Raw genomic sequence first — 19136 nt, forward strand, 5'->3', positions numbered from 1 at the left:
GCGCTTCGCACTCCCGGGCGGGTCCGCTGCGCTCCCCCGCCTAACAGCCCTTCCAACTGCACCTCCAGGACCGCTTGACCCGCTGCGCGGCCAGGCTGATCGAGTCCTGACGATACGGCTAATACGTTGTTAGGTATGAGAGTTGGGAAGTGCAGGGAGCGCTTCGCACTCCCGGGCGGATCCGCTGCGCTCCCCCGCCTAACAGCCCTTCCGGCTGCGCCTCCAGGACCGCTTGGGCCCGCTTCGCGGGCCAGGCTGGCTACGAGTGGCAGGGGTGTTCGTTTGGGGTGGGTTTCGGTGTGGTGGCTGCATCAGTTTGATGCAGCATGTAGCACTGGTGAAAATGTAGGACGCCCTCTGAGCCCAGCCGCACAAAGCATTGAGGAGGATCACTTGCCTGCGGCCAGGAACATGGAGATTGTCGCTGTGTGTTCTGCTTGGCGCTCAGGGGTATGTTTCCAGCGGTCAGCGCTGCGGTGAGCGTCGGCCGTGCGGGCGGCGCCGTGGTCCAGCAACAACCGGACGGTTGTCGGTCGGCCCCCGAACGCCGCCCACTCCAGCGGTGTCTGGTCCCGTCCCACCGACTCAAGGCCTGCGCCGTAATCCAGCAACATTTGAGCGATGCCCTCATGGCCCTCGGCGGCCGCCATCATCAAGGCAGTAGCCCGTCCCTCGCACAGCCGGCCATCAGGCTCCGCCCCGGCCTCCAGCAGAATGCGGGCGGTGGCCCGCATACCTCGCTCGGCAGTGAAGCGTAGTGGCAGCGTCTCGGCGTACTGCCCGATGGACCTCTTGGTGGCCAGGGCGGATTCGTCGACCGGGCGCACGCTGAGCTCCGTGGCAGCGGACTTCCCGGCGAGATCGGAACCTCAAGGCTCCTGACTGCTCGGCTAGAGCGTGTCTCTTTGGTGTTGTCCGCCATGCGAAGCTGTTCGCCGTGGCGCCTTCGATAGTCCGTGGACTTGCTTTGCCCGCCCCGCTGACATCGCTCATCGATCGCGGCCTCTGGCGTCACCCGGGCGATGCGGTGCTAGCGAAGGTCATCCCGTGGTTCAGGGACCCACTTGCCTTTGTATCGAACCCCGAGCAGATGGCGTACGCGTCCCAATCAATGGACATGTTCGCCGATGATCCGCACTCCGCCTTCTTTCGCCAGGCACGCGGAATCAGGGGCGCCGCCCCGCTCGAACTTCCTTGGCTTGACGTTGAACAGGCAGTGCTGATCGCCACCACTCGCAACCCCGGCGATGATGGCGCCTTGGCTCTCGACTACCGGACTGACCCCTCTGATCCCCGCGTAGTCGGCAGTGACTTCTGGACGGACCACCTTCTGTGCCAGTGGCGGGTCGTATCACCTACTTTCTCGGGCTTCGTCTCGAGCTTGGGCCTGTAGGTTCTGCGGTCATGTCATTGACGCGCCCAGATAAGGATGGACGCGACGTGGAGTGCGGCCCGGTAGGCAATGGCGAGTTTGTCAGTCCGCAGGGCCAGGCCGCGACACTGCTTGAGTCGGGCGATGCACCGCTCGACGGCATTGCGCTCCTTGTATTTCTCGGCGTTGAAGCTGGGCGGGCGGCCTCCGGCACGGCCTCGCCGCAGGCGGTGACCGATCTGGTCGGCGGGCTGCGGGATGACAGCCCGGCTGCCTCGGCGACGAAGGTGTCTACGGATCGCGCGGGACGAATAGGCGCGATCCGCTAGGACGATTGCCGGGCGGGTCCTTGGCCTCCCAGGTCCGCTGCGCGGGATCCGAATCCTGGCCATGACCGCCTCGAAAGCCGGCGCGTCACCAGCCTGACCGGCGGTGACGTGGATACCCAGAGGACGAGCCCGGCTGTCACTGGCCAAACGGACTTTCGTGCTCAGCCCGCCACGAGAGCGTCCGAACGCGTGATCCTCAGGCGCTGACCGGCCTGGCGCCCCCTTTTCCTGGCTCCGGCCGAATGCTGGTGACCCCGGCAGGCAGTGGAATCCACGGAGACTGTCCAGTCCACACCGTCACCATCATCCGTCGCAGCAAGTAGTGCCGCGAAGGTGCGTTCCCATGTGCCTACCACGGCCCACCTGATCAAGCGCTTGTGAGCGGTCCGAAAAGACCCGAGTTTGCTGGGCAGATCCCGCCAGGGCGAGCAGGTGCGCTACTTCCACGCAATAGCCTCAAGGGTCCACCGGTGGTCAGCCCACCGTCACCCACGGGCCGGATCGGCCGGCATCAGCGGCTCGATCCGGCCCCACATCGCATCAGTGATCACCAACCGGACAGACATATCCGATCAACTGGCCAGCGCATCAAAGAGACACGCCCTAGTCGAGGTACAGGTGAGTGGTGCCGCACGGCCGTCTCGGCGCGGCCTCGGTAGGCGCCATCATCAAATCGGAGTCGGGGAAGGTCCATCTGACTGCCCTGACAGGGCGGAGGTGACTTCCTCGATTTCGCCTCGGGACGTCATGAGGAGCAGCCCGACGATGTCCTCCCAGGAGGAGAGCATTGCGTCCAGCGGTTCCGGCCGGCCGGGTTCGGCGTTCTCCCACCGTACGAACTTGTCCGGAAAGACGCTCAGCGCCCATCCGGACTCGTGCTTCAGTGAGACGTCCGGGTGTTCCTCGTCCGCGTTGCTGAGTTCGGCGAGGATTTCGCGGATCCGGGTCTCGTCGGGCTCGTCGAATGCTTCGCCCATGTTGTCGTGCATGGAGTAGGTCACGGTCATTCTCTCCGGATTGCCGGTGCGCCGCTGGGATGGCCCCGTCCGCCCGCACGCTGCTGTCACCGGCTACGTTGCCAGAATTCGCTCGGCCCGCCTAACGGGTGCCTCAGCAAACCCGCTGCATGGAAAGGGAGTTGCCGACGTGGGGCCCGGCATGTCCGTTCGCCCGTCCGCGGTTTGTGGGTGAAGCCGGAGAGTACCTGCGTGCAGCTCGACACCCCCACTACCTTCGGAGGATCCCGTGATCTTCAAGCGCCTCTCACCGCTCAAGGGCACTTCCAGACGGACTCGGCTCGTCGCCGTGGCGGCCGCTCTCGTGACCGCCGTCGCGCTCGCCGCTCCCTCGGCGATCGCCGCCCCGTCGGCCGACACCTGCGCCGTCAAGTCGAAGCCCGCCGGCAAGGTGCTCCAGGGCTACTGGGAGAACTGGGACGGCGCCGCCAACGGCGTTCACCCGCCCCTCGGTTGGATCCCCATCACCGACAGCCGTATCCAGAGCCACGGCTACAACGTGATCAACGCGGCGTTCCCCGTCATCCGCTCGGACGGCACCGTCCTGTGGGAAGACGGCATGGACACGACGGTGAAGGTCGCGACTCCGGCCGAGATGTGCCAGGCCAAGACCTCGGGGCAGACGATCCTGATGTCGATCGGCGGCGCGGCCGCCGGTATCGACCTCAGCTCCAGCGCCGTCGCCGACCGCTTCGTCGCGACGGTGGTGCCGATCCTGAAGAAGTACAACTTCGACGGAATCGACATCGACATCGAGACCGGCCTGGTCGGCAGTGGCAACATCAACACGCTGTCCGCGTCGCAGGCCAACCTGATCCGCATCATCGACGGCGTACTCGCCCAGATGCCCTCGAACTTCGGTCTCACCATGGCGCCGGAGACGGCGTACGTCACGGGCGGCAGCGTCGCGTACGGCTCGATCTGGGGCGCGTACCTGCCCATCGTGAAGAAGTACGCCGACAACGGACGCCTGTGGTGGCTGAACATGCAGTACTACAACGGCAGCATGTACGGCTGCTCGGGCGACTCCTACTCAGCGGGCACCGTCCAGGGCTTCACCGCCCAGACCGACTGCCTGAACCGGGGGCTGGTGATCCAGGGCACCACCATCAAGGTTCCGTACGACAAGCAGGTCCCCGGGCTGCCGGCCCAACCGGGCGCGGGCGGTGGCTACATGAGCCCGAGTTTGGTGGCACAGGCCTGGAACACGTACGGCAGCAGCCTCAAGGGGCTGATGACCTGGTCCGCCAACTGGGACGGCTCGAAGAACTGGACCTTCGGCAACAACGTCAAGGCCCTCCAAGGCCGCTGACTCACACCTCACCACGCCACGGGTACCAAGTTGGCTGGAGCCCGTCTCCAGAGTGGCTCAGGGAGAACGGCATCCATGGCGCGGGGCCGGCCTGGGCCGTCGTGCTCAGCGGTCCAGTCGGTGTCGGACGTACTCCGGTAAGGCATCACCGGTCTCGATGCGGTTTTCGTCGAGGCCGTTGGCGATCCGCAAGCAGCCCCCGGCGAAGACGAACTCCACCGTCACCGAGCCGGCGGCCAGGTCGCGATTGGGCTCTGCCGGCCGCCACTCAAGTAGTGCGACCTCGCGCAGTTCCTGGCCGACGAACGGCTCCAGATATTCATCGCGGTGGGACCACCGGGGTGTGAACTCGGACCACTCCCACCCGGTGATACTCGCTTCGGTGTCGATCGTGTCCCAGCCGATCGCGAGTTCGTCGAACTTCGAGTGACACACCTCCACCTGAACGCCGTCGAAGTCCAGCATCACCGGGCAATCGGCGAACCAGTCCCCGTCCTCGACGAAGCGCACCAGAGCGAACTCCGTCAGCCGCTGGCCTGCGAGCTTCACCAGAGGTGATTCGTGTGCCTGCCGAACCGACTCGATCCCGACCAGGAAGGACGGATTGAAACCAGAGATCCCCATGTTCACACCACCTGAGTCTCCCGGCCCTCAGCCCGACAGGCCAGCGCAAGATATCCAGAGCGAGCCGCGGTCGCGGCGCCACCCGGCAGTCCCGGCCCGCAGAACCCGTGAAAGGCGGTCGGGGGTTCATGGCCCGCTGGGATGCTGCCAGTTGCTCGACAGGCTTGCTCCGTCGATGCCGGGGAGTCAGAGACCCCGGCCCGGGCATCGAGGGCCGCGAGACCTCCACGAACTGCTAGCGCCGCCTCGTCGAGCACACGGCGTTCGTGCACTCACCAGTTCGCGTCGATGCGAAACGAATCTCCCTTGAAACGGGGGAAGACATGCAGGTGGACGTGGAAGATCTCCTGGAAGGCCGCCTCGCCGTCAGCCAGGAAGAGTGCGACGCCTTCACACCGAAGGCCGGACAGCCTCAGCGCCCGTCCGACACGGTGCCCCACTTCCCAGACTCGTACCCCCAGATCGTCCGGCAGGTCCACCAGTCCTTCCGCATGAGACTTCGGAACAACGAGCACGTGCCCCGGGGTAACGGGGCTCAGGTCCATGAAGGCGACAACCCGGTCGTCCTCATGAACAACGCTCGCAACCACATGGCCTCGCGCGATCCCGCAGAAGACGCAACCATCGTTCGGCAACCCGGCCTCCTCAGACTCGCGGACATCGCCTGCCTCAGCACATCAGACATAGCTGTTTCGGGGGAGGGCGCTTCCCGCCGACGCGCAGTCGGCCAGTGCGGGATGACGCACCGGACGATCAGGTTCGACGTACGTTCCTTTTGCCTGGAACTGGCGCGAAGCGGCTCGAAACCCGGGCAATGCGGCGCTCAACTACTGTTGCTGCGCATGGCAGTCACCACGACCGACATCACCGAGGACTTGATCCGGGATCTGCTGCGCGAGCAGCATCCCGACCTGGCTGACCGGCCCGCGAGGCTCGGAGCGCGGGGTTGGGACAATCAGGTGTGGCGGCTCGGCGACGATCTCGCCGTCCGGCTGCCCTGGGCGACGCAGTCTGCGGACGCGCTGCTGCGGAAAGAACATGCCTGGGTGCCCGCCCTCGCCCCGCGCCTCCCTCTGCCGATTCCCGTACCGCAGCGTCTCGGTGAGCCCTCCGAGCGGTTTCCACGGCCTTGGATCGTCACCACGTGGGTGCCGGGCGAGCCCGCCGACCGTGCCCCCGTCACGCGCGCCGCAGAGGCGGCCGACACCTTGGCCGCTTTTCTGACGGCCCTTCACCAGCCCGCCCCCGCCGGTGCGCCCGCCGGCCGTGATCGCGGGGGCCCGCTGGCCGGCAGTGCCGAAGGCCTCGCCCAAGGGCTCGCCTCGGCAACCGAGCTGGGGCTGATCCGTGAACCGGACGCCGTCCGCGCGGTGTGGGAAGACGCCGTCGCCGCGCCCGGCTGGACGGGCCGCGAATTGTGGCTGCACGGCGACCTGCATCCGGCCAACGTTCTCACCGCTGACGGCACCCTGTGCGGCGTGATCGACTTCGGTGACCTCTTCGCCGGTGACCCGGCCTGCGACCTCGCCGCCGCCTGGTTCCTGCTGCCCGACGGCGCCGCCGACCGATTTCACCGCGCCTACCGGCCGACCCCGGACGCCGCGACCTTGCGCCGCGCCCGCGGCTGGGCCGTACTGCGGGCCCTCAGCGGCCTCCACATCGGACACGCCGGTGACCACGGACGCCCCGGAGGCAAGTCCACGTGGGGTCCGCCCGCCCAGGCCGCACTGCGGCGCCTCACCGCGACGGTCCACCGGTGAGAGGCAAGCCCCGAAGCCGCGTGAGGCATCCGTCATCCCGGAAATCGGCTCGGCAGTACACCGCGGAACCGGCACAGTGAACTCATGAGTGGACAGGGACTGGCCCCCGACGGAACGATCGCTCGCGAGGGCGCGCCGGACCGGGTGCCGGCGGCGTTCGTCCCCGTCGTCGACGCCGCCCGCAACCGAATCGCCGAGACGTACGGCGGCGTGCGGCTGCACAGCGCCTACCTCTACGGCAGCATCCCCCGCGGCACCGCCGTCCCCGGCGTGTCCGACCTCGACCTCCAGCTCGCCCTTCGCCATGAGCCCACCGACACCGACCGGGCCGACGCGGTGGCGATCGAGGAGGCACTCGACCACGCGTACCCCCAGATCGACGGCGTCGGCATCCTGCTGACCAGCACACGCGCTCTGCTGAGCGACATCGAACGCCACGACGCCGGGTTCTTCATCGCCTGCCTGTGCACCCCGCTGCTCGGCCCCGACCTCGCTGAGCAGCTCCCCCGCTACCGGCCCACCACCCTCCTCGCCCGCGAAACGAACGGCGACCTCCATCTCGTGCTGAAACGCTGGCGTAGTCGGGCCGCCGAGGCCGTCACGGACGCCGATCGCCGCGCCCTCAGCCGCGTGGTCGCCCGCCGTATCGTGCGTACAGGATTCACTTTGATCATGCCCCGCTGGGGTGGCTGGACCAGCGACCTCGACGAATCCGCCGAGCTCTTCGCGCGCTACTACCCCGAGCACGGTGACCGGATGCGTACCGCCGCGGCGGTCGGCCGTGTGCCCTCGGCCGACCCGGCCGTGCTCGGCGCGCTCATCGGCGACCTGGGGCCCTGGCTCGCCGCCGAATACACGGTCGTGCACGGCGAGAAGCGACTCCGGGTGTAGAAGCCTCACCCCGTCGCCCTTACCATCCCGGAATGAACGTCCGCGAAGGCACAGCCCATCTGGAATGGTGGGCCAACCCCGCAACGTGCCTGGCTCGCCTACCGGTCAGGGTCACCTCCACGCCCGATGGCGCCGCCTTCTGCTCGCTCCACTTCGATGACAGCTCGGCCGTCAGTGTCGAAGCGGCACAATCCGGAGACGTCAACTACCTGTGGCTCAGAGTGGTCTTGGCCCCTGATTCGGGGGCCGAATTCGATCGAAGCGGGGCGGTGCTCGAAGCAGTAGCGTGAACCCGCGACAGTCAGATCCCCTCGAAGGCATTCACTCGGGTGGTGGGGCGGGAGTGAGGCGGGTCCAGCCGGTAGGTGGGGCCAGGAGTGTGCGGACATGGGGTTTGCGGGTGCGCGGGCGTACGTGGCCCTGGTGGCCGTGAAGGATGAGGTGGGCGAGGTGTTCGAGAGCCTTGACGGCGAAGCCGTTCGCCGGGCACATGCCGTCGCCTTTGCCGAAGGGGAGGTAGGAGCGCCGCTGGGCGTCGGTCGGCCGCTCCCAGCGTGAGGGACGGAAGTCCAGCGGTCTGTCCCATACGGCCGCCGACCGGTGGATCGCGTGCGTCCCGATCAGGACGTGTTCACCCTCCTGGACCCGGGCGCCCGCGATGTCGTGGGCGGTGGCTGCCACCCGGATCAGGCGCCACGCGGTCGGATACAGGCGTAGCGCCTCTCTGACCAGCCGCTGGATCTGCGTGTGGCTCACCGTCGGGGTGTCGTAGCCGTGCTGGATGCCGAGCATCACCACCCATTCGAGCGTCACGCCGGTGAAGCCGACGGTGGACAGCACGAGGCGTTGCAGTAGCTGTGCGCGGTCGGCCGGGGTCAGGTCTCCGGGCAGGCCGAGCACCAGGTCGACCAGGTCCTGTGCGCCGTCCTCCGGCGCGGGGAGTCGGTCGAGTTGTTCGGCGAGCCCGGCCCGGATGGCGGGCACCGTGCGATGCGACCGCCTCAGGACATGGCCGACGATGTCGTCGGCGACGACGCTCGACGTCACATAGGTGTCAAGGAGGACGTTGATCTCGGTATGACGCCGGTGAGCGATGACGGGGGCGAAGTAGCGCCGGACCAGCTCGACGCCCCAGTGCTGGTGCCGCAGACGGCCGTGGCGGTCAGTCACCTCGCCGAGCGCCAGGTCGAGGTCGAACGACTGCGGGAGGTCGTGCCGGGCCAGAACCCTGAGCAGGGCGCGGGAGGCTTCGCTCCGGACCTCGTCGGGCAGGGACTTCCGTCCGAGGCGGAAGAACCCGGACTGGGAGAGGTAGTTGCCGGCCGGATCGACGAGCACGTCCCGGGCCGCGGCGGCGTCGGCCACGAAGAGGGTGCCGAAGCGGAGCCTGAACGGACCGTCGCGGTCCGCGGCCTGCTCCTCCCACCGCCGCAGATGCGGCCACAGGCTCTTTCTGTCCAGGAACACGGTCGTCCGCCCGAGGTCCGCCGGATGTCAGTCGTTGTGGCCGTACCTGTCGCCGTACTCGTTGCGGCGCGTACGCCCCTCACCGCTGAGCGCCCGAAGGCTCCTGATGATCCATGACATCGCGGATGTCCTCCTTGTCGTTCGGGGTGTGCCTGTTCCGGCCGCCGGGCGTCAGTCCTGCTGCCCGTAGCCGACGAAGTACCCGTGCCACCGTGCACGCATCTCACCGCTGAGGGCTCGGAGGCTGCTGGTCACCCATGACATCGCCGGTCGTACTGCCCGATACGGCGACTCGGCGCCTTGGCACCACACTCGCCGGTCGGCCGCGAGGTGAGTAAGCACGCTACTCCCGCCGCAGGGCCGGACCAGCTGCCGGAACCGGCCAAAGACGCTCCCCAAGTGCCTTCCGACCAGCCCGTGGAGCGACGCCGTCAGCGAGGTGGGCCGAGGATGATCTGGCCGTACTTGTCCGTCGCCTCCGCCAGGCGCTCCGGTGAGATCTCGAAGCCTTCGGGGCGGGGGGACGCCAGGTCGCGTCCGGCGTGGCGGAACATGCCTTCGATACCCGCCGGGGTGCACATCATCAGCATGTCTGCTGTGTCGGACGTGATCCGGTATCCGTGCGGCACGTTACGGGGCAGGTAGACGATCCCGCCCTCCGACAGCTCCATCTCCTCGTCGTCGCACCACAGCAGCGCGGTGCCCTTGAGCAGCATGAAGACCTCGTCCTCGCGGGTGTGCATGTGGTACGGGGGTGCCTCGCCCTTGTTCACGGTGAACCGTCCGACTGTCAGCTGGCCGTCCGTGGCCGCGCTGTCCAGGAGGACGGCGAACTGGCCGCCGTCCAGCCATTCGAGCTTCTGCTGCTGATCGGGCTGTGCGAGATAGGCCATGGTCACGGCGGTCTCCGTTCCGTACTGTCGGCGGGCCCTGAGTCATCGCCGATGGGTTGACGCAAGCGTCAAAGGTGGTCGTGAGTGATCATTGTCCGCCCCGTATCGCACCATAAATCGACAGACCATGGGCAGTGCATGACTGATCTTGTCAGTTCGTGTCAGGGCCCCGTTTCGGCGTCCCGTCAATTTCCGCCGCGTCGACTTGCCCACGCGCTGTTGCGCGTGGGAGGGCCAACCGCGGCGGCCACGCGGACATCACGATCGGCGCGACGCGCGGTGGCTCAGGAACGCAGGAACGCCGACAGGGCCGCCGTCAGGCGTTCGATGTCGTCCGCGTTGTTGTACGGGGACAGGCCCACGCGCAGGCCGCCGGCGGTTCCCAGGCCGAGGTGGCGGGAGGCCTCCAGGGCGTAGAACGAGCCCGCCGGTGCGTGGATCCGGGAGCGGGCCAGGAAGTGGTAGGCGTCCGTCGCCTCGTGGTTGTCGAACGTGAGGAGCAGCGTGGGGGTTCGCAGGGCCGCGCGGGAGTGCTGTGTCACGCCGTCGAGTTGGGACATCGCCTCCTCGGCGCGCTCGCGCAGGGCCGTCTCGTGCACCTCGATCGCCGCGAAGGCGCTCCGGAGGCGGGTACGCCGGTCCTGCGCCGTGCCGGGGGTGTCGGGGGTGTCGGGGGCGAGGTCCGCCAGGAAGTCCACGGCGGCGCGGGTGCCCGCCAGGGCTTCGTACGGGAGGGTGCCGAGCTCGAAGCGTTCCGGTACGGCGTCGGTGGACGGCGCCAGTTTGTCCGGTCGCAGGGTCTCCAACAGGCCCGGGGAAGCGGCGAGTACGCCGTGGTGGGGGCCGAAGAACTTGTACGGCGAGCAGACGAAGAAGTCCGCGCCCAGTGCCGTGACGTCCACGAACGCGTGGGCGGCGAGGTGGACGCCGTCGACGTACAGCAGGGCTCCCGCCCGGTGGACCAGGTCGGCGATGGCCGTGACGTCCGGGCGGGTGCCGATCAGGTTCGACGCGGCCGTCACCGTGACCAGGCGTGTGCGGTCGGTCAGCAGGGCGCCGATGGATGTCACCGGCAGTTCGCCGGTGGCCGGATCGAAGTCCGCCCAGCGCACCACCGCACCGGCTTGTCCGGCCGCCTGGACCCAGGGGCGGATGTTGGCGTCGTGGTCCAGCCGGCTGACGATCACCTCGTCGCCGGGGGCCCAACCGCGGGCCAGTACGCGGGAGAAGTCGTAGGTGAGCTGTGTGGCGCTGCGCCCGACGACGATGCCCGCGGTCTCCGCGCCGAGCAGGTCGGCCATCGCGAGCCGGAAGTCGCGCACGATCGTCTCGGCGTTGATCTCTCCCGGTGCGACGGAGCCCCTGACCGAAAGGGGGTTGCTCAGCGCGTGCGTGATGGCCTCGACGACCGGCGTGGGCGTCTGCGTGCCGCCCGGGCCGTCGAAGTGCGCCACTCCCGCGCGCAGGGCGGGAATCCGGGCGCGCAGCGCGTCGATGTCGATGCCGGTCCTGGTTCCGGTGTCGTACGTCATGAATGCCCCCGGCCGCCGCTCGGTCCGGGACAGGTGTCCCGGCTACGGCCGATCATCGCAGAGGGGACCGACATCTTCCCCGTGCGCTCACTGCTCGTACGACTCCACCTCGGCCACCGGGCGCGCTTCCACCCGCTGCGTATCCGCGCCGGAGTCCGCCTCCGCACGCCGTCTGCGCAGCAGGTCCCAGCACTGGTCCAGCCGCTGTTCCAGCACCTGGAGGCGTGCGCGTTCCTCCGGGTCGAGGCCCTTTCCGGGGGCCCGCTCACGGAGGCGGTGTTCCTCCGCGACCAGTGTGTCGATCGTGCGCAGAATGTCGTCCGCCATCACTACCTCCGCTGTTGTGGGCCGCCACCCGGCCGGACTCGCCCGCTCACAGCATCTCCAGCGGTACCGGGCCCCGGACGGGCGGAAAAGCGTCGTCAAGGGCGGCGAGGTCGTCGTCGGTCAGGGTGAGTGTGAGCGCGGCGTGGTTCTCGCGTACGTGCTCCGCCCTGCCCGTCCGGGGGATCGCGATCACGCCGCTCTGCCGGAGGACCCAGGCCAGGGCCACCTGCGCGGGTGTGGCCTCGTGGCGGCGGGCCACGGCGTGGAGCACTCGGGCGGGCAGCAGCCGGCCTTGTTCGACCGGTGAGTAGGCCATGACCGGGACGCCGGTCTCCTGGCACCGGGGCAGCAGGTCGTACTCGATTCCGCGCCGGGTCAGGTTGTAGAGGACCTGGTTCGTGGCCGCCGCGTCGCCGCCCGGTAGCGCCGCCAGCTCCCGTAGGTCCGCCGGGTCGAAGTTGCTGACTCCCCAGTGGCGGATCTTGCCCGCGTCGCGCAGGTCCTCGAAGGCTTCGAGCGTCTCCGCCAGCGGGACGGCCCCGCGCCAGTGCAGCAGGTAGAGGTCGATCCGGTCGGTTCGCAGGCGTTTGAGGCTGCGTTCGCAGGCGTTGGCGGTGTCCGTGCGGCTCGCGTTGTACGGCAGCACCTTGGTCACCAGAAAGGCCTCGTCCCGGCGGCCGGCGAGCGTTTCTCCCACCAGTTCCTCCGCGGCGCCCTGGCCGTACATCTCGGCCGTGTCGATCAGGGTCAGGCCGAGGTCCAGTCCCAGCAGCAGGGACTCCTTCTCGCCGGCCCGTCGCGCCGGGTCCTGTGCCCAGCCCCATGTGCCCTGTCCCAGCACGGGAACGTGCTCGCCGGAGGGGAGCGGGACGGTGCGGACCTCTGGTGGCTGTCCCATCGGCACCCCTCCTCTCCTGGCTCTTCGCGCGCCTCTTCAAGGCTCTCACCGGGGCGGCGTCTGTCAACCGCGCTGATCACATCGCTCTGCCGCCGTACACGTTCCCGCGCCGTGCGGCCGAGACATGACGTTCCGGGACGGCGTCCCTTGCACCACGCAGTGGTCTAGACCTAGCGTGTGCCCCTTGCGGCCCGTCCGTCTCGTACAGAGGACCGATCCTGTGATCGACATCGTTGTTGTACTCCGCGCCGAAGACGCCGTACTCGACTTCCTGTCCGTTCTCACCGACGGGGAGTGCGCCCTCGTCCTGGCCGATCACGGCCGGACACTCGCCTTCCCCGCCGGGCGGAGCCCGGCCGAACGGCTCGCCGGGATCGCGCGGTATGTGCGGCCGGCCGACGACGGGGCCGGATCGCCCGGTCCCGGTGCCCTGGCGGAGCTCGTACGCGAGGCGGGCGGTGACCGTGACGCGCGGGTGTGGACGCACTCGCCGGCGGACAACCGGCGCAGCAGGGGCAAGGTGGGGCGGGACACGGCGATCGGCTGTGCGGGCCGCGAGGTGCGGCACGCCGTCGGTTATTCGCCGTTCCTCCAGGTCGTGAGCGACATCGACCGGCCCCTGGAGCGTGAACTGGTCGCCACCAAGCTCGACTTCGTCAACCGGGCGTGCGAGCACCTGCTCACGGAGCCGTCGGCGGAGTACGTGGTCCAGACACCGCGCATACCCGCCACCGAGCGGTTCTTCCACACCGACGCCGACGAACGCGAACGGCTCTTCGCGCTGCTGGCGAGCCTGGACGACGAGGCCGCCTCCGTGCCGGATCCCTGGGAGTTCGGCAGCTCTCCCTACGAGAAGGACCGGCTGGACGCCACCGCCGCCTGGGTGCTGGGCCATCGCGGCGAGGCGGGTGACCCGCTGGTGGAAGTGGGCGCGTGCGAAGGCGCCCTGACACATCGTCTGGTGGCCGCAGGCCGCACCGTTCACGCCACCGAGCCCAACCCCCTTTTCCGGACGCGTCTTTCGGAGGCCGTACGCGGGACGGAGAGCGTACGGGTCTCCGCCGACGATCTCGCGGCGCTCACCGGGGAGGGCCGTCCGCGCGCCGGAGCCCATCTGCTCATCGAGATGCTCTACTACGGCCAGGACCTCGGCCTGCTGGACGGGCTGCCCACCGACCATGTCTTCGTGGCCCTCGAACCCGCCACCATGGACACCCTTCTGCGGCCGTGGCTCGCGGCGTCCGCGACCTGGCGGGAGGCGGAGAGCGTGCGTCTGGTCCCGCCGCGCGTCGAGACCGTCTGCGCGGGCCGCGCGTATCTCATCAAACGCGGCAGCGACGGGCTCCTGCTCCGGCGCACCGCCGGCTGAACGCCCCCATGACGCACCTGAATCCGGCCGCCTGGTCCGACGCGAACGACCCGTACGACGTCTGCGTGGGGCTCGGCTACCACTGCGAGACGACCTATCAGCTCCGCCGCATCACCGGGAACGAGTCGGCGCACTTCTTCGACTGGCTCGACCTCGACTTCGACGCGGTGGTCGAGACCATCACCGAGGACTTCGCCCACGTACTGCGTCCGGGGCGGGTGGAGCCGTTCAGCGACGGGCTCTGCGCACTCGACCGGGGCTCGGACATCCGCTTCTTCCACGACTTCGCGCCGGGCGAGGGACGCCTGCTCACCCAGGACGACATCGATCGCCAACTCGACGGCGTCCGGGCCAAGTTCATGGCCCTCGCGGAACGCTGGCGCGCCCTCGCGGCGTCCTCGGCCCATGTGCTGTACGTCCACCACGACGCCTTCGACGAGTGCGCCGCCAGGGACCTGGCCCGGCTGCGCCACACGATCGCGACCGCGCACCCCGGGCAGCGGTTCTCGCTGCTGTGGCTGCGCCGTACGCCGCCCGCCGACGCCGCGGACCTCGCGCCGGGAATCGCCTGGGGGACGGTGGCGGAGGCCGCCGGCCGCTGGGAGGGTGACGACGCCCAGTGGGACGAGGTGTTCAGCGCCGTACCGATGGCGCCGCGGCGTACCGATGCCGCCCGATCCGCCGCGACCCATCCGATGACCGAGGAGACCCCTGCATGACTCCCCCACCGCCCGGCACCGTCATCCTCTCGCCGCACTTCGACGACGCGGTGCTCTCACTCGCGGGGCTCATCCCCCAACTCCCCGGCCCCGTGACGGTCGTGACGGTGTACGGCGGTGAGCCCGGGCCGCACAACCCCGTCTCCTGGTGGGACAGCGTCTGCGGGTTCTCCACCGCGCGGGAGGCCCATCGCGCCCGCCGTACGGAGGACGAGCGGGCCTGCGCGCTCCTGGGGGTCCGCAGCGTCGCCCTGGGCCATCCCGACGGCCCCTACGGCGAGCGGACGGAACTGACGGACATCGACTCCTGTCTGGCCGAACTGTCCCCGGAGACCACGCTGTTGATCCCCGTGGCCACCAACCAGAAGGACCACCAGAAGGTCCGGGACCGCGCGCTGGCGGTGACCGAGAAGCTCGGCCGCCCGCTGCCGCTCGTCTACGCGGACCTCCCCTACACCGGCCATCTTGACGAGTGGGGCTCCCCCGAGACCGACGACGCGCTCGGCCGCAGCCATCCGTACGGGCTCGCCTACCAGGATCTGACGAGCCGTCATGAGCTGCGTCTCGCCCACCATCTGATGCTGACGGACGAACAGTGGGCCCTGAAGCGGGAGGCGGTGCAGTGCTACGGCTCGCAACTCGCCCCGCTGGCCGCCGATCACGGCATGGTGCTGGCGCGTACCGGGCCGCTGCGTGCCGAGCGAGTCTGGTCGATGGAGCCGCTGGCCGGGAGCGTCTGACGGAATTGACGGACGGTCACCAGCGGACGGATCGCGGGGGCTCGGGCGGCGGGGTGCCGGTGTCACGGTTCGCCGTGCCGGCCCCGCCCGTCCAGGTCGGCGGAACGGGCATCGTACGCGAGGCGCCCGGCGCCTCGGTCAGCTCCGGCCGGTTCGTCTCGCGCTTCCTGGCGGAGGTTTCGTTCCACTCGCCGTCCCCGAGGATCAGGAGCGGGTCGAACATGACGATCACGCCGGCCAGCACGAGAAAGACGACCGGCCCCAGCAGCATCGGGAACATGATCGAGGGCAGCGCGTCGCCGGAGGCCCCCGTGCGGGGCGCCCCGCCGGCGAGATGCACGCTGACCGCGGCCATCCCCGTGTAGTGCATCGCGGTCACGGCCACGCCCATGATGAGGCTCGCGAGGAGGCTGGGGAAGAAGCCGCGTACGGAGACCGCCGCCCACAACGCCGCGGTCGCGGCGACGACGGCGATCACCACGGAGATCGTCACGATCGCGCTGTCGTAGTGGAGTTGGCCCTCCAGGCTCAGGCCGGCCATGCCCAGATAGTGCATCGCCGCGACGCCGAGACCGGTGATGACTCCGGCGGTGATCAGGACGGCCGGGGCGCTGCCCAGGTAGCCCACGATGAACACTCCGGCGCCGACCACGAGGACCGCCACGGCCAGGCTGGCGACGGTGAGCGGGACGTCGTGGCCGATCGGCGTCTCGCGTACCTGAAAGCCCATCATGGCGATGAAGTGCATCGTCCAGATGCCGCAGCCGATGGAGGCCGCTCCGAGCGACAGCCAACCGGGTTTGAAGGACTGCGCCGCCCGGAGTGAGCGGGTGACGCAGCGCAGTCCCAGCGCGCTGCCCAGACAGGCCATCACGAAAGCCGCGATCGGCGTGAAGACCCCATAACTGAATCCGTCAACCGTGCCTTGCATGCGCAGTGCCCCTGTCCCTCACATCTGTGGAGATGATGTGTAGGCGCTCAGATGGCCGGATGACAAGCCTCGTGCCCCAATATGCAGGAACTCCGGTGCGCAAATACCCTGTAGCGGCTGATAGTCACCCGGCGGCGGGGCGGGGCGGCCACGCGCAGGGCGAGCCCATCGAGTCGCGGATGACCGTCGAGATCTGGCCGAGCGCGCGCAGTTGGTCCGCGTCGATCGGGTCGAGTACGAGCCGGCGGACCGCCTCGACATGGCCGGGCGCGGTGGCGACGAGTTTGTCGTATCCGGCGTCGGTGAGGGTCGCGACCGTGACGCGGCCGTTCCCCGGGGAGGGGCTGCGGCGGACCCAGCCGCGCTTCTCCAGCGTGGACACGGCGTGGGAGAGGCGCGAGAGGGAGCCGTGCGCCAGGACCGACAGGTCGCTCATGGGCAGCGTACGTCCGGGTGCCTCGGACAGGCCCGCCAGCACCAGATAGCCGAAGAAGCTCACCTTGGCGTCGCTCTGGAGCTGGGCGTCGAGCGCGCTGACGAGACCGAGGAGCATCCCGCTCAACGGCACCCACGACTCCAGCTCCGTCGCGGAGAGCCACGGCGTGTCGTCGCCCGGGGTGGTCTCGTCTGTCATGCGACGATCGTAGCGGCTTGACTTGAGACTTCAAGCGCGGGCAGGATTGCGTCAGTTGACATCTCAAGCCAGGAGCAGGTTCATGACGGTGAAGATCGCGATCATTCTTGGCAGCACCCGCCCCGGCCGTAACGGCGAGGCCGTGGCCAAGTGGGCCCAGGAGATCGCCTCCCGGCGCACCGACGCGGAGTTCGAACTGGTCGACATCGCCGAGTTCAAGCTGCCGCATCTGGACGAGGCGATTCCGGCGACGATGGGGCAGTACGCGCACGACCACACCGTGGCGTGGGCGGAGAAGATCGCCTCCTTCGACGGCTATCTCTTCGTGACTCCCGAGTACAACCACTCGACGTCGGGCGCCCTGAAGAACGCCATCGACTTCCTGTACGGCGAGTGGAACAACAAGGCCGCCGGCTTCATCAGCTACGGCAGCGTCGGCGGCACCCGGGCCGTAGAGCACCTGCGTCTGATCATGTCCGAGCTCCAGGTGGCGACCGTACGGGCCCAGGTCGCCCTCACGCTCAACGGGGACTTCGAGAACTACACCAAGTTCACGCCCGGCGCGCACCAGCAGGGGGCCCTGGAAACCACGCTCGACCAGCTCGTGAGCTGGACGAAGGCGCTGCGGACGGTCCGTACCGACGCCTGACCGAGCACGACGCGGGACCCGGCCGTTGGCGGGGGCCGTTGACTCGGTCCTTGGCGCGTCCTACGTTCCCCTTGTTCATGTCCGGGATCGCGACCGGCGTCCGACATATCGAACAAAGGTGAGGAACGCATGGCCTCTACCGCCCACTTCACCCTCGACCCCGCCTTCAGCGTCGGCGAGGTCGACGCCCGCCTCTTCGGCTCCTTCGTGGAGCACCTCGGCCGCTGCGTCTACACGGGGGTGTACGAGCCGGGCCACCCGTCCGCCGACGCCGCGGGCCTGCGGGGTGATGTGCTCGCTCTCGTAAGGGAGTTGGGCGTCAGCGTGATCCGCTATCCCGGCGGCAACTTCGTCTCCGGCCACCGGTGGGAGGACTCCGTCGGCCCCGTCGACGAGCGGCCCCGCCGGCTCGACCTCGCCTGGCACTCGACCGAGACCAACCGGTTCGGCCTCGCCGAGTTCATGGATTTCGCCGGCAAGGCCGGCGCGGAGCCGATGATGGCGCTCAACCTCGGTACGCGCGGGGTGCGGGAGGCGCTCGATCTCCAGGAGTACGCCAACCACCCAGGCGGCACCGCCCTGTCCGAGCTGCGCCGGTCGCACGGCGCGAAGGAGCCGTACGGGATCAGGCTCTGGTGCCTCGGGAACGAGCTGGACGGCCCGTGGCAGACCGGGCACAAGACGGCACGGGAGTACGGGCGGCTCGCCGCCGAGACCGCGCGTGCCATGCGCCAGCTGGACCCGTCCGTCGAGCTCGTCGTGTGCGGCAGTTCGAACCAGTCCATGGCGACGTTCGCCGCGTGGGAGGCGGAGGTGCTGCTGGAGACGTACGACCTGGTCGACCACATCTCGCTGCACGCCTACTACGAGGAGACGGAGGGCGACCGGGACTCGTTCCTCGCCTCCGCCGTCGACATGGAGTCCTTCATCGAGAACGTGGTCGCCACCTGCGACCATGTGGGCGCCCGCCTCAAGTCCGGCAAGCGCGTGACGCTCTCCTTCGACGAGTGGAACGTCTGGTACCAGTCACGCTACGAGCCCCCGGCCGGCGACACCTGGGACGAGGCGCCCCGGCTGCTGGAGGACGCGTACTCCGTCACCGACGCGGTCGTGTTCGGTTCGCTGCTGATCGCGCTGCTTCGGCACGCCGACCGCGTGAGAGTCGCCTGTCTCGCCCAACTGGTCAATGTCATCGCGCCGATCATGACGGAGCCGGGCGGCGCGGCCTGGCGGCAGACCACGTACTTCCCCTTCCAGCAGGCGTCGCGGTACGGCCGGGGCCGGGTGCTCCAGGTGGCGCCGGACTCGCCCACGTATGCGACGCGGAAGTACGGGGAGACCGATCTGCTGCACGCCACCGCCGTGCGGGGGGACGACGGGTCGGTCACGGTCTTCGCCGTGAACCGGAGTACGGCCGAGCCGCTGCCGCTGCAGGTCTCTCTGCACGGGACCGGCGTGCGCGAGGTCGTCGAACACAGTGCGCTCCATGACGCCGATCCCGACGCCCGCAATACCCTCGCCGACCCCGAACGGGTCGCGCCTCAGGCCCAGTTGGGCACCGTACTGTCGGGCGACCGGCTGCGTACCACGCTCGCACCGCTGTCCTGGAACATGATCCGGCTGGCCTGATCGCGGGGGCCCGATGTCGAGAAACCTCTGTGCGAGGTATTTAC

Annotated in this window: 20 protein-coding genes and 1 pseudogene; 9 read left to right on the forward strand and 12 right to left on the reverse strand. The window is 69.0% G+C overall.

Features of this window, described 5'->3' with window-relative positions:
- Positions 1–389 precede the first annotated feature (389 nt).
- The 3 genes and pseudogenes from BHU15_RS32275 to BHU15_RS32290 form a co-directional block, all read right to left on the reverse strand.
- The gene (locus BHU15_RS32275) at positions 390–827 is read right to left on the reverse strand and encodes an ankyrin repeat domain-containing protein (RefSeq protein WP_069630374.1); all 438 of its coding nucleotides are present in this window, start codon (positions 825–827) and stop codon (positions 390–392) included.
- Positions 828–1407: 580 nt separating this feature from the next.
- Positions 1408–2267: pseudogene (locus tag BHU15_RS38765) on the reverse strand (IS5 family transposase).
- Between the two features lie 102 nt (positions 2268–2369).
- Positions 2370–2708 carry a hypothetical protein gene (locus BHU15_RS32290; RefSeq protein WP_069630377.1) on the reverse strand — a complete coding sequence of 113 codons (339 nt, stop codon included), beginning with the start codon at positions 2706–2708 and terminating at the stop codon, positions 2370–2372.
- A gap of 298 nt (positions 2709–3006) precedes the next feature.
- On the opposite strand from BHU15_RS32290, the gene BHU15_RS32295 reads away from it, so the two are divergent.
- Positions 3007–4029, forward strand: a complete 1023-nt coding sequence (locus BHU15_RS32295; protein ID WP_069630412.1) for a chitinase — start codon at positions 3007–3009, stop codon at positions 4027–4029.
- 105 nt (positions 4030–4134) lie between these two features.
- Here the strand turns inward: BHU15_RS32295 and BHU15_RS32300 are convergent, their stop codons facing one another.
- Positions 4135–4653 carry a hypothetical protein gene (locus tag BHU15_RS32300; RefSeq protein WP_069630378.1) on the reverse strand — a complete coding sequence of 173 codons (519 nt, stop codon included), beginning with the start codon at positions 4651–4653 and terminating at the stop codon, positions 4135–4137.
- A gap of 272 nt (positions 4654–4925) precedes the next feature.
- A complete protein-coding gene (locus tag BHU15_RS41695; RefSeq protein WP_255293261.1) occupies positions 4926–5288 on the reverse strand; it encodes an HIT family protein in 363 nt (120 codons plus the stop codon).
- A gap of 207 nt (positions 5289–5495) precedes the next feature.
- Here BHU15_RS41695 and BHU15_RS32310 point away from each other — a divergent pair, with 207 nt between their 5' ends.
- From BHU15_RS32310 to BHU15_RS39840, 3 genes are all read left to right on the forward strand, one after another.
- Entirely contained in the window at positions 5496–6413 is a 918-nt protein-coding gene (locus BHU15_RS32310; protein WP_069630379.1) for an aminoglycoside phosphotransferase family protein, read from the forward strand.
- Between the two features lie 84 nt (positions 6414–6497).
- Positions 6498–7304 carry a nucleotidyltransferase family protein gene (locus tag BHU15_RS32315; protein ID WP_069630380.1) on the forward strand — a complete coding sequence of 269 codons (807 nt, stop codon included), beginning with the start codon at positions 6498–6500 and terminating at the stop codon, positions 7302–7304.
- Between the two features lie 32 nt (positions 7305–7336).
- Complete coding sequence (locus BHU15_RS39840) at positions 7337–7594, forward strand: hypothetical protein (RefSeq protein ID WP_141726925.1); 258 nt, start codon at positions 7337–7339, stop codon at positions 7592–7594.
- A gap of 31 nt (positions 7595–7625) precedes the next feature.
- On the opposite strand, the gene BHU15_RS32320 is transcribed toward BHU15_RS39840, so the two are convergent.
- From BHU15_RS32320 to BHU15_RS32340, 5 genes are all read right to left on the reverse strand, one after another.
- Complete coding sequence (locus tag BHU15_RS32320) at positions 7626–8771, reverse strand: cytochrome P450 (protein ID WP_069630381.1); 1146 nt, start codon at positions 8769–8771, stop codon at positions 7626–7628.
- Positions 8772–9202: 431 nt separating this feature from the next.
- A complete protein-coding gene (locus BHU15_RS32325; RefSeq protein WP_255293264.1) occupies positions 9203–9664 on the reverse strand; it encodes a cupin domain-containing protein in 462 nt (153 codons plus the stop codon).
- A 284-nt stretch (positions 9665–9948) separates the two neighbouring features.
- Positions 9949–11196 (reverse strand): cysteine desulfurase-like protein, encoded by a 1248-nt coding sequence (locus BHU15_RS32330; RefSeq protein ID WP_069630383.1) that lies wholly within the window; start codon positions 11194–11196, stop codon positions 9949–9951.
- Between the two features lie 87 nt (positions 11197–11283).
- Positions 11284–11523 carry a DUF2630 family protein gene (locus tag BHU15_RS32335; protein ID WP_069630384.1) on the reverse strand — a complete coding sequence of 80 codons (240 nt, stop codon included), beginning with the start codon at positions 11521–11523 and terminating at the stop codon, positions 11284–11286.
- Positions 11524–11569: 46 nt separating this feature from the next.
- The gene (locus BHU15_RS32340; RefSeq protein ID WP_069630385.1) at positions 11570–12421 is read right to left on the reverse strand and encodes an aldo/keto reductase; all 852 of its coding nucleotides are present in this window, start codon (positions 12419–12421) and stop codon (positions 11570–11572) included.
- A gap of 220 nt (positions 12422–12641) precedes the next feature.
- On the opposite strand from BHU15_RS32340, the gene BHU15_RS32345 reads away from it, so the two are divergent.
- The 3 genes from BHU15_RS32345 to BHU15_RS32355 are packed head-to-tail and all read left to right on the forward strand — an operon-like array spanning position 12642 to position 15249.
- Positions 12642–13790, forward strand: coding sequence for a class I SAM-dependent methyltransferase (locus BHU15_RS32345; RefSeq protein ID WP_069630386.1), 1149 nt, complete (start codon positions 12642–12644; stop codon positions 13788–13790).
- 8 nt (positions 13791–13798) lie between these two features.
- Complete coding sequence (locus BHU15_RS32350; protein WP_069630387.1) at positions 13799–14509, forward strand: DUF1796 family putative cysteine peptidase; 711 nt, start codon at positions 13799–13801, stop codon at positions 14507–14509.
- Entirely contained in the window at positions 14506–15249 is a 744-nt protein-coding gene (locus BHU15_RS32355) for a PIG-L deacetylase family protein (RefSeq protein WP_069630388.1), read from the forward strand. The genes BHU15_RS32350 and BHU15_RS32355 overlap by 4 nt, the downstream gene beginning before the upstream one ends.
- Before the next feature lie 16 nt (positions 15250–15265).
- Here BHU15_RS32355 and BHU15_RS32360 read toward each other — a convergent pair whose 3' ends face one another.
- Positions 15266–16180: an MHYT domain-containing protein gene (locus tag BHU15_RS32360; RefSeq protein WP_079128521.1), complete on the reverse strand. Its 915-nt coding sequence runs from the start codon at positions 16178–16180 to the stop codon at positions 15266–15268.
- 124 nt (positions 16181–16304) lie between these two features.
- Positions 16305–16814, reverse strand: a complete 510-nt coding sequence (locus BHU15_RS32365) for a MarR family winged helix-turn-helix transcriptional regulator (protein ID WP_069630389.1) — start codon at positions 16812–16814, stop codon at positions 16305–16307.
- An 82-nt stretch (positions 16815–16896) separates the two neighbouring features.
- Here BHU15_RS32365 and BHU15_RS32370 point away from each other — a divergent pair, with 82 nt between their 5' ends.
- Both BHU15_RS32370 and arfA read left to right on the forward strand, forming a co-directional pair.
- Positions 16897–17463, forward strand: a complete 567-nt coding sequence (locus BHU15_RS32370) for an NADPH-dependent FMN reductase (protein WP_069630390.1) — start codon at positions 16897–16899, stop codon at positions 17461–17463.
- A gap of 129 nt (positions 17464–17592) precedes the next feature.
- Entirely contained in the window at positions 17593–19092 is a 1500-nt protein-coding gene (gene arfA, locus BHU15_RS32375) for an arabinosylfuranosidase ArfA (protein WP_069630391.1), read from the forward strand.
- Positions 19093–19136 lie beyond the last annotated feature (44 nt).

Origin of the sequence: Streptomyces niveus, from assembly GCF_001723055.1 — a bacterium.
Taxonomy (GTDB): domain Bacteria; phylum Actinomycetota; class Actinomycetes; order Streptomycetales; family Streptomycetaceae; genus Streptomyces; species Streptomyces niveus.